The organism is Paenibacillus sp. P3E, assembly GCF_001909045.1.
Lineage (GTDB): Bacteria > Bacillota > Bacilli > Paenibacillales > Paenibacillaceae > Paenibacillus_AQ > Paenibacillus_AQ helianthi.
In genome coordinates this window covers 1-14641 of record NZ_LVWH01000019.1, presented here as the reverse complement: position 1 = coordinate 14641, position 14641 = coordinate 1, and the positions used below count along the sequence as shown (strand labels likewise).

Genomic DNA, 14641 nt, shown 5'->3' with positions numbered 1-14641 from the left:
CGAAGAATTATTATATATTAAAATTGAAATATTAAAGATTAAAGCGTAAGAAAATAAAGCACCCCAAAGAGGAGAATGATGATGAGTCATGAAGGAAGTCTCCGCCGTGGTTTGGCATTTGGTCTATTTTTGAGCATTCCGTTATGGATGTCGATGATTGGCTGGATTCAACTGCTGTAACATACCAATCAGCTATATTCGCATTGTCTGATTACGAGAGCGCATATAGCATACATAGAGGTGGATCAAGAACTGCTTACGGTTGTTTCCGTGGCAGTTCTTTTGTTATATTGCAAGTATGCAGAATAGTACTCGTATAGTTCAAAAATACTATTTTTTAATATTTTAAATTACGGATAAAATACAGGTTTGGGACGTTTAAGAGTAACTCTTAGATCTGATGCTATTCGTATCCCAGAGTGAAGCTATGGTGTGTGAAAGCAATAATCCCTTCTGTATAAAGGGGTTGTCCAATATCTGTGTGTGCCAAGCACTTGGAAAAATACTAAAGGAATAGATTGACAATAGGGGTATCTGAGGGATAAACTGGAACTAGTTCGAAAGTAACAATTGTCATAGACTACATAAGAATCGCCAAATTACACACCATCATGTATAAACGCAAACTGTTCGAAAGGACAGGACGCAAAGTCAGGAATCTAATGCCCGCAAGCAGGGGCTATGATCGTCCGGCCGCCGTGAAGCTAACCCTTCGTGGCGGTTTTTTTGTTGTTATATGTTTTTGGCGAAATCATAGAATAAGTTACTAGGAGGTGCATGCGATTGAAAAAAAGAACACAGAAGGCAGCAGCTCTGCTACTGGCAGGGGTGTTGGTATTGGGCAGTACGATTACCTGGGGATGGAACGTTAGCGCAGCGGCCAATATGCCGTATACCCCTACACCTGTTTTGGGCGTTGCCGGCAATTTTAACGCATTTATATTTGGGGATTTCACGCAATCTTATGATCAGATTCATGGAAGGCTTGCGGCTGAAGGGAATATTACTTTGCAAGGATACGGTGTATCCAAGGATGCGCCTGGCGGGGATGTGCTGGTTGCAGGCAAGAATCTCAGTCTAACAGACGGTACAATATATGGCGCAGCAGTATATGGCGGCAGTATAACCAACACACGTGCAGACCTTAAGGAAACTCCCCGGAAGGGAACCCCGATTGATTTTGCAGCCGAGGAACAGTTTTTGATACAGCGTTCGGATGAATTAGCCGCTTTGCCGCAGACACAGCCTTTTGTAAAAGAATACGGGAAGATCACCATTAACGCTCCGGATTCCTATAATGTCATTCATTTGGCCGCTGCAGATTTAGCTGATGCCAATGGCTTGCAGTTCAATATAACTGGTGATGCCACCGTGGTTATTAATGTGAGCGGAAGCTCAGTGAAGATTCCTAATTTTCAATTCTGGGGAGGCAAACCCCGTAAGGTACTGTTCAATTTCTATGAAGCTGCTTCTTTGAATATTGGGAATACAACCATTGAAGGCACCATACTGGCTCCTCATGCCAGCGTCTTTTATGATCACGCAGAACTTCACGGCACTCTAATCGCAAAAGCTTTCAGTGGTTATGTGCAGATGCACCACTATCCATATGACGGGTCGGAACCACCTATAAAGCCAACACCAACACCAAGCGCATCGACATCGCCAACACCAAGCGCATCGACATCACCAACACCAAGCGCATCGACATCGCCAACACCAAGCGCATCGACATCACCAACACCAAGCGCATCGACGTCACCAACGCCATGCGCATCGACATCACCAATACCGAGCGCATCGACATCACCAACACCAAGCGCATCGCCAACACCAACACCAAGCGCATCGACGTCGCCAACGCCGAGCGCATCGGCAACGCCAACGCCGACAGCGCCACCAAGCGCGTCACCAACACCAAGCGCATCGACGTCACCAACACCAAGCGCATCGGCAACGCCAACGCCGACAGCGCCACCAAGCGCGTCACCAACACCGAGCACATCGACATCACCAACACCGAGCGCATCGACGTCGCCAACGCCGAGCGCATCGGCAACGCCAACGCCGAGTGCATCGGCAACGCCAACGCCGACAGCGCCACCAAGCGCGTCACCAACACCAAGCGCATCGACATCACCAACGCCGAGTGCGTCGACGTCACCAACACCGACAGCGCCACCAAGCGCATCGCCAACGCCGAGCGCGTCGACGTCACCAACACCGACAGCGCCACCAAGCGCATCGCCAACGCCGAGCGCGTCGACGTCACCAACACCAAGTGCATCGGCAACGCCAACGCCGACAGCGCCACCAAGCGCGTCGCCAACACCAAGCGCATCGCCGTCACCAACGCCGAGTGCATCGGCAACGCCTACACCGACAGCGCCGCCAAGCGCGTCGCCAACGCCGAGCGCGTCGACGTCGCCAACACCAAGCGCATCGACGTCGCCAACACCAAGCGCATCGACAACACCAACACCGACAGCGCCACCAAGCGCGTCACCAACGCCGAGCACATCGACGTCACCAACGCCGAGCGCGTCGACGTCACCAACGCCGAGCACATCGACGTCACCAACGCCGAGCGCATCAACATCACCAACGCCGAGCGCGTCGACGTCACCAACACCAAGCGCGTCAACGTCACCAACACCGGTGGTGAACCCGTCGCCTACACCTACAAGCGTAGTAACACCGACACCAACGTCAAACACTACTGTCATTTTCGTGCCGGTAACTGTGCCAACACCAACGCCAACAACGATAATCGGTACGATTGTAGATGATACGGTAATTAATGATGATCCATTACCTTTGGGGCCGGTGGCAACGCTCGCTCCATCTCAGCCGACAGCATCACTCCAGCCTACACCAGCTCCTGCCCCTGCTCCGTCAGCAACAGCAACACCGAAGTCTGGGGATGAAGTGATACTAGATGATGAGATTCCTTTGGGAAGTGTGGATACACCCGACAAGCTGCCGCAGACCGGGGAATCCAGTCCGGCACCTTATTACATCGCTGGTCTGGGAATAGCAGGCTTGGGTTTGCTCCTCAGCAGAACAGCAAGAAGCAATAAACGCAAACGGTAAAAGTAAATGCAACTGTTATAAATAATGGAATACTATATTTTAGCGGGTTAAAAAGATAACTACAGCAGTATAACAAGTGAAAAGAACAGGGCCCCTTCACCATGGAGGTGTCCTGTTCTTTTGTTTGGTCATTTTATGAATTTTGCCAGAATTCAGCTACATTTCCAGTTGGTCTCGAGCCATGTTATACTATGCTGAAAATCGGGTAGCGCTAAGGCCACACTGAAGTGGGATTCCATTTTATCGAAGAAAGGTGACAAACATGTGGAGTGTAATTATAATTGCCGCCTTGCTGATTATTGCTGGTGGTGTGACTTATGCAGGATTCTTTTTTTATGGAGTTGCGATCAAGCGGGCGCCGAAGGAGTTTCTGGCCAAGACTCCTGATCTTAAGGTAGACCCGCCGGTTGCCGGGGCATCCTGGGGGGAAGGGGCGGAGTGGGTATCCCGTCACACCTTCAGAAATATTGAAATTACATCTGATGACGGGCTGACGCTGCGAGGTTATTATCTGCCGTCTGAGCGTGCCGCAGGGCGGACCGCTATTATAGCTCACGGATATTCCGGTAAAGGCAAGGACATGGGGGCATGCGCCAAAATTTATTATGAGACCATGGGCTATAATGTGCTGATTCCCGATGCCCGTGGACATGGCGACAGCAAGGGGGATTATATCGGATTCGGCTGGCCGGAGCGCCGGGATTATCTGAAGTGGATCGGGTACATTCTCGCGGAGGACGGGCCGGAGGCACAGATTGTGCTGCACGGGATATCCATGGGCGGGGCAACCGTGATGATGACTTCAGGGGAAGAGCTTCCGCCGCAGGTAAAAGTTATCGTAGCTGACTGCGGATATACCTCTGTCAAAGCGCAGCTGTCTTACCAGCTGTGGCGGATGTACCATCTGCCGAGCTTTCCTTTTGTACATATGGCGAGCCTCATCACCCGCATCAAGGCAGGGTATTTCTTCGGAGAGGCTTCGGCGCTGAAGCAGATCCGCAAAGCCCGGGTGCCGATACTGTTCATACACGGCGATGCCGATAAGTTCGTGCCCTTCCATATGATGGATGAACTCTACCGGGCATGCAGAAGTCCCAAGGACAAGCTTGTAGTCCATGGTGCGGGACACGGCCTGGCGTATGACACAGACAAGGCAGCGTATGTAACAAAAGTAGCCGATTTTGTGACCCGTTACGTCCATTAACCTTGAATAAAAGCCCCGGAAACGTAGACGCGCCCGATATCCGCAAACTGCGATTATCGGGCGCTAATATGTTCCACACATGGAACTGCATCCTATGTACAAGAAAGCAGTGAAGCCATGTCTTCTGCGTATATTTAATCCCCCGCCGTCCGTGAGAAGAACGGGTGTCTTGATCCTTGTTATTTCCAGCAGCCGTGTGGCGAGAATAATCCTTCCAAAACGACAAAAGCCCTACCTCTCTTTTGTCCTTGCGGCTCCGCGGCCGCGCCAGTGCGAATCGGAAAACTATGTTCGAATTTAATCTCATAAAAAGGAAGAGTACTGCAAGAAAACGTAAGATTTTGTGTCCAAAATGCCGATAATAGATAAATGGGCAACGAATCGGCTTGACATCTTCTTGATGGGGATAATGTATACTGCAAACAAATATTCTATAATAATATCATGGAATGCCAAGAAATGCAAATCTTTGAGCTTAAAGGAAGGCTGGAAACGGGGGACCCGATGAATTTATACGGAGTTTTTTTGAAAAAGCAGATTCGTAACTACATATTCGGCTCCGTGGTTGCCGTGCTTGCGGTGGGAAGTCTGATCCTTCTCTCCTCACTTGAAATAAGCCAAACTGAGTATTTGCGGCTGCTCTACGTATTGCTGATCTCGTTCGTCATTATGGCTGTGACGGAGATCAACGTCTTCCTCAGACAAATGCGGCCCATCCGGAGGGCACTTAGAGAGCGGAAACCGTCACTGGATATGCTGGAAGAAGCTTATCTGCATACTCACCGGCTGCCGAAGCTTGCGGTACAGCGGATATTGGGTCCGCATTTCCTCGGACTGTCTCTGCCAGCGTCGCTCCTGACCTTATGGTTGATCCGCACCGGATTAATCAGCTTACCCTACTTCTATCTAGTGCTTGCAGTCGCCGGGGCCATTCTGGTGGCAAGTATGCATGCGTTGATTGAGTTTTTTTTGACCGCCTCGGCGATCATTCCGCTGATTAAAGAATTCAGAAACCGGGCATTGACCTTGTATATGGTTGATTTTTCTCTGGAAGGCCATGTGTTTGTGCCTATCCGCCCCAAATTTCTCGTCACTTGTATGCTGATCGGTACTTTCCCGCTCATTCTATTTATTATGGCAACCCAGATCAGGCTGGAAACGCTGGGGAGCGGATTAGTGGAGGGCATGCAGAACTATTGGGAGTGGGCGGGGCTTATGCTGATGATCGGCACCCTTTTTTCTTCCATAGCGGCTTGGCTTCTAACCCGAAGTGTGCAGCATCCCATTAACGAGTTATACCAAGCGATGAACCATATCAAAGACGGGCAGCTGCTGCAGATGCAGGATGAATACTCCGATGAATTCTCGAAGCTTGTAGCCGGCTTTAATATGATGGTCCGAGGTCTGCAGGCCCGGGAGCGTCAGAGCAGGCAATTGCTCGACAGCTATTTCACCACCCTTGCCGTAGCGCTGGATGCCCGGGATCCGTACACTGCCGGGCACTCGCTGCGGGTGGCGGAATATTCGGTAATTATTGGCCAGCTCGCGGGGCTCACCGGGCAGAAGCTGGATAATTTGCGCAAGTCTGCCCTGCTGCATGATATCGGCAAAATCGGTGTACGGGACAGCGTGCTCTTTAAGGAGGAGGCTCTGACCGATGAGGAATTTGACCAGATCAAGAGCCATCCCGTGCTTGGAGAGAATATTCTGCGACAGATTGAGCCTGTGGAAAAGATGGCGCCTTACCTGGGCGGGGTTCGCTCGCATCATGAACGTTATGACGGCAAGGGATATCCGGACGGCTTGGCCGGGACAGCTATTCCGCTGCATGGCCGGATTATAGCCGTGGCTGATGCTTATGATGCCATGACCTCTGACAGGCCCTACCGCAAAGGGATGAATCATGAGCGGGCATTGGCTATTCTGGAACAGGGAAGAGGTACCCAGTGGGATCCTGAATTTGCCGGTTTGTTTCTGGCTTATTTCGGAAAAACGGAGAAATTGGATAAAACAGATTATCCAGGCCGGGCGGGATAACCTAATATTTCTTATTGAAGCGGATGCCATCCATTTATGACCGGTATCCGCTTCTGCTTGCGTGCCTATTTTGTGAACTGCTCCCTAAAACCGACAAAACCCGAGTACATTCATTGAAGGATTGCAAACAGACCGTTATAATTAATAAGTCTGGATTTTAACTAAAAAATAAGGGAGATCATTATGAAACGCGCAGATGTGCTGCTGATTTCCATCGTGCTCATTGCCGCGCTTGCTTTTATCGTGCCGAGATGGCTCTCGAACGATAGCGACAAGGCGGGACCCGGAAACAACCTGGTAGCTAATATAACGGTGGATGGCAAGCTGTATAAGACAGTGAAGCTTACAAAAGAAGAACAAACCATTGATATCCGCACAGAGCGCGGCTATAACATTCTGAAGGTGTATGACTATGGGATTGAAATGTACGATGCGGACTGTCCCGATAAGGTATGCCTGGGCTTTGGCCATATTACCCGTCCGAAGCAGACCATCGTGTGCCTGCCGCACCGGGTGTTAGTAGAAATTGCAGGCGGTGTGTCGGGGGAGGATGATATAGATGCCTATGTCCAGTAGTGAATCGGCAACAGCATTAAAGCGTACGGTGATTGTGGCTATTTTCGCAGCGGTCGCTGTAGTACTAAGTTTAGTGGAGGCCCAGATCCCTCTGGTTGGGGTCGGACTCATGCCTGGCGCCAAGCTCGGCTTCGCCAATATCATGATTTTGACCTGTATTTTCTTTTTACGGGGCCGTGACGCCTTTGTGCTGGTCATTCTGAAGACATTGCTTACAGCATTCCTGCTTGGCACCTTTTCGAGTCTTCTCTTCAGTCTGTTCGGATCGCTGCTCAGCTTTGTGGTGATGTTCCTGCTGGTGAAGTGGGGAGGCGGGAAGTTGAGTGTAATCGGTATTAGTATAGCGGGTGGACTGGCCCATAATACGGGGCAGCTGTTCGCGGCAGCCATTGTATTCAAATCTATGAGTATTTTCTATTACTTGCCGGTGCTGCTTATTACCGGGATTGTGACGGGGATCGCAGTTGGCTTCGCCGTACGTTATCTAATAGCGTCGCTGTCCAAAATATCGCTGTTTGAAGAGTTTTTGGGCTAAAGCGGACCCATCAGCGGAGGGATGACTAACATGAATAAAGCATATCAAGACGTGGAGAATGCAGGCGGGGTGCCGGCTGTGATCCAGCTGGACGGAGTATCTTTTGGCTATGATCCGGAGCATCCTATTCTCCACAATATCAGCGTATCCATTCCACAGGGCCAGTGGGTGAGTATAGTAGGACCGAACGGCTGCGGCAAGTCCACACTGGTTAAGCTGATGAACGCCCTACTGCCCAAAAGCGGCGGAGAGATCACCATATGCGGCCATCAGCTGGGTGAAGAAACGATTGGCGCCATCCGCCAATGCATCGGTATGGTGTTCCAGAATCCCGACAATCAATTCATCGGGGCTACGGTGGAGGAAGATATATTGTTTGGGCTGGAGGGGCTGTGTTTGCCCTACGCGGAGATGGAGGAACGCCTGAGAACCTATACCTTGAAGCTGGGGATTGAGGATCTGCTGGCCAAGCATCCGGGCGAGCTGTCGGGTGGACAGAAGCAGCGTGTCGCCATTGCATCCATCCTAGCTATGAAGCCAGGCATCGTCATCTTTGACGAGGCCTCTTCCATGTTGGATGAGGCGAGCCGTGATGAGCTGCTGCGCATTCTTCAAGGGATGAGATCAGATGGGCAGTACACCATCCTGATGATCACGCATGATGCGGACGAGATCCTGGCCTCGGACCGGGTACTGGCCCTGCATGGCGGTGGTCTTGCCGCTGATACGACCCCGCAGGCACTGTTCGGGAATGCAGAGCTTCTGGAGAAATGCCATCTGCTGGAGCCGTATCCTTGGCGTCTTGCCCGGGAGCTGCAAAGCCGGGGAATCAGGGTGGATGTGCCCGCCAGCGAAAAGGAGCTAATAGATACACTATGGCCATACAACTAGAGCAAGTAAGCTTTACTTACGCCGAGAAAAGCTTGTGGAAGCAGACGGCGCTGCATGATATTACCCTTGGTATTCCCAAAGGCTCGCTTACCGGGATTGCGGGTGCAACGGGTTCGGGCAAATCTACGCTGCTGCAGCTCTTTAATGGCATCCTTAAACCAACGCAGGGGACGGTAAAAGTGCTGGATGTGACTATACGGGCCGGTGAGAAATCACCGAAGCTGCTGCCGCTGCGCCGCCGGGTCGGACTGGTCTTTCAATTTCCGGAGCAGCAGATGTTCGAAGATACGGTGGAAAAGGACCTGATCTTCGGACCGCTCAACTTTGGCATGAGTCCGGAGGAGGCCAAGGAGCGCGCACGCAAAGCCATGCTCGAAATGGGGCTGGACCTCGCCTTGCTCTCGCGCAATCCATTCCGCTTAAGCGGAGGACAGATGCGTAAGGCAGCCATCGCCTCCGTACTGGCCATGGACCCGGAAATTGTCGTGCTGGACGAGCCGACCGCCACTCTGGACCCGGTCAGCCGCGCGGAGTTGATCGCGCAATTGGAGCGTCTCTGCCGCGAACAGGGCCGGACGGTTATTATCGTAACCCACCGGATGGATGAACTGCTGCCGGTTGCTGACCGCTGGATTCTGTTAAAGGACGGGAAAATTGCATTTCAGGGCAGCGGTGGAGAGCTTGCTGCCGATCCGGACATCCTTACGCGCTGCGGTCTGGGTGTGCCGCATTCGCTCCGTTACTGGCACGCCATTGCCGGCCAGTTCGGCCTTGCGGGCGAGAGGCCCCGCCTTACCGCTGAGAGTCTTGCCGAGCTGATCGCTTCATTACCGGGGACCGTCAGATCAGGCAACTCGGCAGGAATGGGGGATGCCCATGAATGAGCGGCTGCTGCTGGGACGAAGCATTGAGACCGGCTCGTGGGTGCACAAGCTGGATGCGCGTTCCAAGCTTACCGGGATGCTACTGTATGTAGCTGTAATTCTGCTGTCGGATTCCTGGCTGTCGATGGCGCTGCTGGCTGTATTTTCGATTACGATCATGGCTTCGACGCGTATTCCGCTGAAGTATTTCATCAAGGCGGCCAAGCCCTTGCGTTATTTGATGCTGTTCATCTTCATCGTACAGCTTCTGTCCGTCAAAGAGGGAGATGTGCTCTGGTCCGCCGGCTCGTTCTCGCTGCATGAGGGGGGGCTGCGCCTGGCTGCTTTTTCTGTCATCCGCATGCTGTTTCTGATCACGTTCACGGCGCTCCTTACCTTTACCACAACGCCTGGCAAGCTCAATCAGGGACTAGAGGGGATCCTGGCACCCTTCAAGAAATTAGGACTGTCGCCGGACCGGATCACGCTGATGATCAGCATTGCGCTGCGGTTTATTCCTACGATTCTAGATGAATCGCAGATTATTATGAAGGCCCAGGCCTCCCGCGGAGCTGATCTGCAGGAGCTGCCTTTGAAAGAGAAAGCGCGGATGCTGGTGTCGCTGCTTGTGCCGGTGATCTCCAGCGCCTTCCGGCGGGCACAGGATCTGGTCTATTCCATGGAAGCCAGAGGCTTCCGCATGGATGCTCCGCGCAGCCGGTATCACCGTTTGAGGTGGGGCGCTGCCGATACTGTTTTTGTTGCTATGTTTATTATCATGGGAGTTGCAGTGGCATTATTGTGATATTTTAGGAGGAATAGGTAATGGCAAGATTTTTTAACGGAAAAGAAATTGAATTGCTCGCACCTGCGGGAACATTTGATATTTTCAAGGCAGTGGTCGAGTCGGGCTGTGATGCGGTGTATTTTGGCGGTCCTGTACTCAATATGAGAATGATGCGCAAAGGCTATAATCTATCGCATGAAGAAATTATTGAAGCCCTGGACATCGCCCACAGTTTAGATAAAAAAGTATATATCACCGTAAACAATCTTTTCAGCGAAGATGATGTGGAGGAAGCGAGAGCCTATCTGCGGTTTCTTGACGAGGTCCGTCCGGATGCGCTGATTGTTCAGGATATGGCAGTGCTGGAGCTGATCCGCGAGATGGCGCTTACCGTTCCTATCCATGCTTCGGTCATGATGAATGTACACAATCTGGAGATGATCTACGCGCTGCGTGATCTTGGAGTAAGCCGGGTGGTTACCTCGCGGGAAATGGACCTGCAGACGGCTAAGCTGCTGGGGCAGCAGAGCGGCATGGAGCTGGAATACTTTGTTCATGGTGATATGTGCTCTGTTCACGGGGCGAACTGCTATTTCAGCTCCCAGGTATTCGGGATGAGCAGCAACCGTGGCAAATGTATGAAGCCTTGCCGCTGGGATTACCGGATTAAGCGGGACGGATATGTATTCCCGGCAGAATATCCGCTGGCCGTCAAGGATATGTTCATGTATGAGCATCTTCCGGAGCTGATCGAATCAGGAATTACCTCTTTCAAAATTGAAGGCCGGATGCGCGATAAGGAATTCATGGTCTCCCTGGCGAACAGCTACAGTGAGGCTATTGACCGGTATATTGAAGATCCGATTGGCTTTGACCGGACTGTGGACTCCAAAGAGCTATACAAAAACCGCAAACGCGATTTCTCCACCGCTTACGCTTTTGGCAAACCAGGTCTGTCGAACATTAACCGCCGGTACGAAGGTACAGGCAAATTCTACAGCACGGGTAAGGTATTCAGTACGCCAACTGCCGAACGCGAGCTGTCCGAAACCCGGGTGCAGGAGCTGCGCGAACGTCTGGCCGAGGCAGGAAAGGGTTCAAAAGCTGTACCGGAACTAGCTGTACGTGTGAATAATATGGAGCAGGCCCGTCTGGTCATCGAAATGGGTGTAGAGAGCCTGTATCTGCCTGGAGATGTATTTGAGCCGGACCGGCCGTTTACGAAGCAAGATATTAAGGAGCTTGGGGCCATTAAAGGGAATACCCGGTTGTACCTTGGCATGCCGCGGATGATGAACGAGCTTCATTTTAACCAGTATGATCATTTGCTGAACGGAGAACGACTGCCTATTGATGGACTGATGATTACCAATCTTGGGGCCATTCGGCGCTACAGAGCTTACGGGTACCCGTTGATCGGTGATGCCAATCTGAATATCTACAATCATCTTTCTGCAGGGCTGTACGCCGGACTGGGGCTGGAAAAGCTGACCGTATCACCGGAAATGACGATGGAGCATTTTGCCGCCTTCACCTCGCGTTGTGATCTGCCGCTGGAGGTTGTTGTTCACGGCACACCGGCGCTGATGTACATGGAACATGATCTATATGAGAATACCGAGGTTATGGAGCCTATTGCTGAAGAAGATAATCTCTATGTCCGTAATGATGTACTGGTTCTCAAAACCGATAAGGGTGAAAATCCAGTCTACCGTGACCAATTTGGGCGCTGCCATCTGCTCTTCTCCAAAGAACTTTGCTACCTGCCAATGCTGAACGAAATGCGCGGACTCGGTATTGCCAGCTTCCGGATCGAGGGCGCCACATACAGTACAGAAGAGCTGCGGACAATCATTGCCGCCTACCAGGCTGCCCTTCGCGGAACACATTCGCAAGAGGATCTACTGGGCGGACTTACGCCTGTGTATGCTGGTTATACGCTCGGTGCCCTGCAGTTTAATTGAATTATTTAAATTTTAAAATATCGCCATGGAGCGTATAATAACGGTAAACGTATGATTGTTAAGTTATTTTTTTCACAAAGAAATTTTACAGATTCATAATCCCTACTGTACCGCCCGGACGGGCGCCTGAAAGAGAGGAACCCTTCATGAAGCAACAAGAGACAGCCATTGGAAGAACAGCGGTTGCCGCCAAAAGAAAGCAATATTTCTATCCCTGTACCGCACACTTTTACCGGGATGCGCCGCAGCTCGTGCGTGGAAGCATGCAGTTTGTCTATGATGAGAACGGCAAGCCGTATACGGACTTTTTTGCCGGGGTATCGGTTGTCGCCTGCGGTCACTGCAACCCTGTAATTACAGGACGTACGATTGCGCAGCTTCAGCAGCTCCAGCATACCTCGACAGTGTATCTTACGCAGCCGAATGTGGATTTGGCAGAGCGATTGGAAGAGGTGCTTCCGGGGAATCTGCGCCGCAGCTTCTTCGTCAACAGCGGCTCGGAGGCCAATGAGGGGGCACTTCTGCTAGCCAGAATGCATACCGGCCGCAAAGGCTTCATTGCTCTGGAGAGCGGGCTGCACGGGCGGACCAATCTGACGATGAGTGTAACCGGGCTGCAAATGTGGAGAACGGATCAATACTTGGATGAAGATGTAACGTTTATCGAGCGTCCGTATCACCCGGAGCTTACGCTGGAGGAGGCTGCAGCCGTTTCTCTGAAAAGCCTGGAGCGGGTGCTGAAGGAAAAAGGCCACACGATCGCTGCGATGATCGTTGAGCCGATTCAGGGGAATGGGGGCATGATTATGCCTGCCCTCACCTATTTCCGCGAGGTCAAAGCGCTGCTGGAGGCGTACGGCGTGCTGCTGATCGACGATGAGATTCAGACGGGCTACGGCCGTACGGGAGCTATGTTTGCTATGGAGCATTTTGACGTTGTGCCGGATATTATCAGTATGGCCAAAGCGCTGGGCAACGGGGTTCCGGTAGCAGCCTTTGCGACCACAGATGACATTGCGGCATCCTTGAACCGGCCTTCCGCTTCAACCTTCGGGGGGAATCCGGTGTCGGCGGCTACGGCACTGGCGGTACTCGACTATATCCGCGACGAACAGCTGCCGGAGCGCGCAGCCGAATTGGGGGCTCGACTCAAGGGAGGCCTGGAGTCGCTTCAGGAACGTTATCCGGGAATGATCGTTGACGTACGGGGAACTGGTCTGATGCTGGGTGCAGAGCTGGCGGGTCCGGATGCTGCCGGTTCGGCTACGCTGACCGACGATGTACTGGAAGCGATGAAGGATCGCGGATATTTGATCGGCAAAAATGGCATAGGCCGCAACGTGCTGGCCTTCCAGCCTCCCCTGGTGATTACCGCTGAGGATATTGAAGGCATGCTGACTGCTTTGAATGAAGTGCTGCAGCAAGTTTCTACAGAAAAGGAAGAATGATATGGCCATCTTAAATGCTGTCAAAACCTCTGCGCTCAAGCTGAAAATGTTCAGCGAGCTGGTGATGTTTTCCCATACGCTGTTTTCGCTGCCCTTCGCCATCATTTCGATGGTCTGGGCTGCAGGGGGTTGGCCATCCGGCCACATGATGCTGTGGGGACTTATTGCTCTAATCGGTGCGCGGAATGGTGCTAACGCCTTTAACCGTCTGGTTGACCGAACCTTTGACGGCAAAAATCCGCGCACAGCGCACCGTCATCTGCCGCAGCGGCTGCTTGCGGAGAAGGAAGTTATTTTCTTCATCATCGTCAACTATGCCTTGTTCATTGTAGCCTCCGGCATGCTGAATCTGCTCTGTCTGGTGCTGTCGCCAGTGGCCATCGTTCTGATCTCATCCTATTCGTATACCAAACGCTTCACGTTCTTAAGCCATTTGTATTTGGGCTTTGTGATTGCCTCGGCGCCGATTGGCGCCTGGTTTGCAGTGACGGGAAATATCGCCTTTACCCCGTTCGTGATCGGCACAGTCGTTATGCTCTGGATCGCCGGGTTTGATATCATCTACGGCACCCAGGATATCGATTTTGACCGCAGGAACGGTCTGTGGTCGATTCCCAGCTTCTTCGGACTGGAGAATGCGCTGCGCATTTCCAAAGGCCTGCATTTCATTATGATTATGCTGCTGCTGTTCTTGTACCTCTGGCGAGATCTGGGCTGGATGTACCTGGTCGGTATCGGCATTGCTACAATGCTGCTGATGACCGAGCACCGCATTATTAAGCCGCATAACCGGCGGCTGATGAAGGTGGCTTCGTATAATTTGAATCAGGTAATCAGTATGGTGATATTGCTGTGTACGCTGATTGATTATTTTTATGTGAGTTAGGGGTTTGGCGGGGGGCGCGGTTAGGAGAGGCTCCGCTCCGGGGAATGTTTGGACTTCCGGCCGCTGTTGTCTCCAGATGTTTTGGATTAGATCGCTATTAGCGATAACATCTGGAGACAAAGGCGGACGCTATCGCTCCTACAGTTCCAAACTTCCCCTCCGCTCCGTCCTAACCTTGCCTTGGCCCACCCCACGCTAGCCTGCCCAGCAGGGGGTGGGCAGGGCGCATCGGCGCGGAAAGCTGGCTTACGCGGCTTTCCTTGCTCGGTAGGGCGGAGCAACCCTTGAACTCTGTCCCGCCGGGGCCATCGTTCAAAGACAAACTGCCTTAAGAGCTCGAGAGATAAACCCCAACCC

13 protein-coding genes, 1 pseudogene and 1 riboswitch are annotated in these 14641 nt (G+C 52.1%); of the genes and pseudogenes, 13 read left to right on the top strand and 1 reads right to left on the bottom strand.

Features of this window, described 5'->3' with window-relative positions; translation table 11 throughout:
• Nucleotides 1–610 precede the first annotated feature (610 nt).
• A riboswitch (cyclic di-GMP riboswitch) is annotated at nt 611–701 on the top strand.
• Between the two features lie 76 nt (nt 702–777).
• Nucleotides 778–1605: pseudogene (locus tag A3842_RS33690) on the top strand (choice-of-anchor A family protein); the annotation flags it as partial.
• A 22-nt stretch (nt 1606–1627) separates the two neighbouring features.
• Here the strand turns inward: A3842_RS33690 and A3842_RS33170 are convergent.
• The gene (locus A3842_RS33170) at nt 1628–1783 is read right to left on the bottom strand and encodes a hypothetical protein (protein WP_256701500.1); all 156 of its coding nucleotides are present in this window, start codon (nt 1781–1783) and stop codon (nt 1628–1630) included.
• Here A3842_RS33170 and A3842_RS33165 point away from each other — a divergent pair.
• From A3842_RS33165 to A3842_RS04040, 12 genes are all read left to right on the top strand, one after another.
• Nucleotides 1770–2789, top strand: coding sequence for a hypothetical protein (locus tag A3842_RS33165; protein ID WP_256701499.1), 1020 nt, complete (start codon nt 1770–1772; stop codon nt 2787–2789). The two genes, A3842_RS33170 and A3842_RS33165, sit on opposite strands and share 14 nt — an antisense overlap.
• Nucleotides 2731–3093 (top strand): LPXTG cell wall anchor domain-containing protein, encoded by a 363-nt coding sequence (locus A3842_RS33160; protein WP_256701498.1) that lies wholly within the window; start codon nt 2731–2733, stop codon nt 3091–3093. Before A3842_RS33165 ends, A3842_RS33160 begins: the two co-directional genes overlap by 59 nt.
• 262 nt (nt 3094–3355) lie before the next feature.
• Complete coding sequence (locus A3842_RS04085) at nt 3356–4297, top strand: alpha/beta hydrolase (protein ID WP_074100536.1); 942 nt, start codon at nt 3356–3358, stop codon at nt 4295–4297.
• A 525-nt stretch (nt 4298–4822) separates the two neighbouring features.
• The gene (locus tag A3842_RS04080) at nt 4823–6334 is read left to right on the top strand and encodes an HD-GYP domain-containing protein (protein ID WP_305953370.1); all 1512 of its coding nucleotides are present in this window, start codon (nt 4823–4825) and stop codon (nt 6332–6334) included.
• 183 nt (nt 6335–6517) lie between these two features.
• Nucleotides 6518–6910 carry a NusG domain II-containing protein gene (locus A3842_RS04075; protein WP_074086731.1) on the top strand — a complete coding sequence of 131 codons (393 nt, stop codon included), beginning with the start codon at nt 6518–6520 and terminating at the stop codon, nt 6908–6910.
• The gene (locus A3842_RS04070; protein ID WP_074100535.1) at nt 6894–7445 is read left to right on the top strand and encodes a Gx transporter family protein; all 552 of its coding nucleotides are present in this window, start codon (nt 6894–6896) and stop codon (nt 7443–7445) included. Before A3842_RS04075 ends, A3842_RS04070 begins: the two co-directional genes overlap by 17 nt.
• 30 nt (nt 7446–7475) lie before the next feature.
• The gene (locus A3842_RS04065; RefSeq protein WP_074100534.1) at nt 7476–8336 is read left to right on the top strand and encodes an ATP-binding cassette domain-containing protein; all 861 of its coding nucleotides are present in this window, start codon (nt 7476–7478) and stop codon (nt 8334–8336) included.
• Complete coding sequence (locus A3842_RS04060) at nt 8321–9220, top strand: energy-coupling factor transporter ATPase (protein ID WP_074086734.1); 900 nt, start codon at nt 8321–8323, stop codon at nt 9218–9220. The genes A3842_RS04065 and A3842_RS04060 overlap by 16 nt, the downstream gene beginning before the upstream one ends.
• A complete protein-coding gene (locus tag A3842_RS04055; protein ID WP_074086735.1) occupies nt 9213–10004 on the top strand; it encodes an energy-coupling factor transporter transmembrane component T family protein in 792 nt (263 codons plus the stop codon). Before A3842_RS04060 ends, A3842_RS04055 begins: the two co-directional genes overlap by 8 nt.
• A gap of 20 nt (nt 10005–10024) precedes the next feature.
• Entirely contained in the window at nt 10025–11950 is a 1926-nt protein-coding gene (locus A3842_RS04050; RefSeq protein ID WP_074086736.1) for a peptidase U32 family protein, read from the top strand.
• A gap of 146 nt (nt 11951–12096) precedes the next feature.
• A complete protein-coding gene (locus A3842_RS04045; protein WP_074100533.1) occupies nt 12097–13398 on the top strand; it encodes an aspartate aminotransferase family protein in 1302 nt (433 codons plus the stop codon).
• A gap of 1 nt (nt 13399) precedes the next feature.
• Complete coding sequence (locus tag A3842_RS04040; RefSeq protein WP_074100532.1) at nt 13400–14284, top strand: UbiA-like polyprenyltransferase; 885 nt, start codon at nt 13400–13402, stop codon at nt 14282–14284.
• The last annotated feature ends 357 nt before the right edge of the window (nt 14285–14641 follow it).

Excerpts from the sequence above, each read along its gene's own strand:
- A3842_RS33165 (WP_256701499.1), top strand. The coding sequence starts at position 1,770 with ATGCGCATCGACATCACCAATACCGAGCGCATCGACATCACCAACACC.
- A3842_RS33170 (WP_256701500.1), bottom strand. The coding sequence starts at position 1,783 with ATGTCGATGCGCATGGCGTTGGTGACGTCGATGCGCTTGGTGTTGGTG.
- A3842_RS04085 (WP_074100536.1), top strand. The coding sequence starts at position 3,356 with ATGTGGAGTGTAATTATAATTGCCGCCTTGCTGATTATTGCTGGTGGT.
- A3842_RS04075 (WP_074086731.1), top strand. The coding sequence starts at position 6,518 with ATGAAACGCGCAGATGTGCTGCTGATTTCCATCGTGCTCATTGCCGCG.
- A3842_RS04070 (WP_074100535.1), top strand. The coding sequence starts at position 6,894 with ATGCCTATGTCCAGTAGTGAATCGGCAACAGCATTAAAGCGTACGGTG.
- A3842_RS04065 (WP_074100534.1), top strand. The coding sequence starts at position 7,476 with ATGAATAAAGCATATCAAGACGTGGAGAATGCAGGCGGGGTGCCGGCT.
- A3842_RS04060 (WP_074086734.1), top strand. The coding sequence starts at position 8,321 with ATGGCCATACAACTAGAGCAAGTAAGCTTTACTTACGCCGAGAAAAGC.
- A3842_RS04055 (WP_074086735.1), top strand. The coding sequence starts at position 9,213 with ATGAATGAGCGGCTGCTGCTGGGACGAAGCATTGAGACCGGCTCGTGG.
- A3842_RS04050 (WP_074086736.1), top strand. The coding sequence starts at position 10,025 with ATGGCAAGATTTTTTAACGGAAAAGAAATTGAATTGCTCGCACCTGCG.
- A3842_RS04045 (WP_074100533.1), top strand. The coding sequence starts at position 12,097 with ATGAAGCAACAAGAGACAGCCATTGGAAGAACAGCGGTTGCCGCCAAA.
- A3842_RS04040 (WP_074100532.1), top strand. The coding sequence starts at position 13,400 with ATGGCCATCTTAAATGCTGTCAAAACCTCTGCGCTCAAGCTGAAAATG.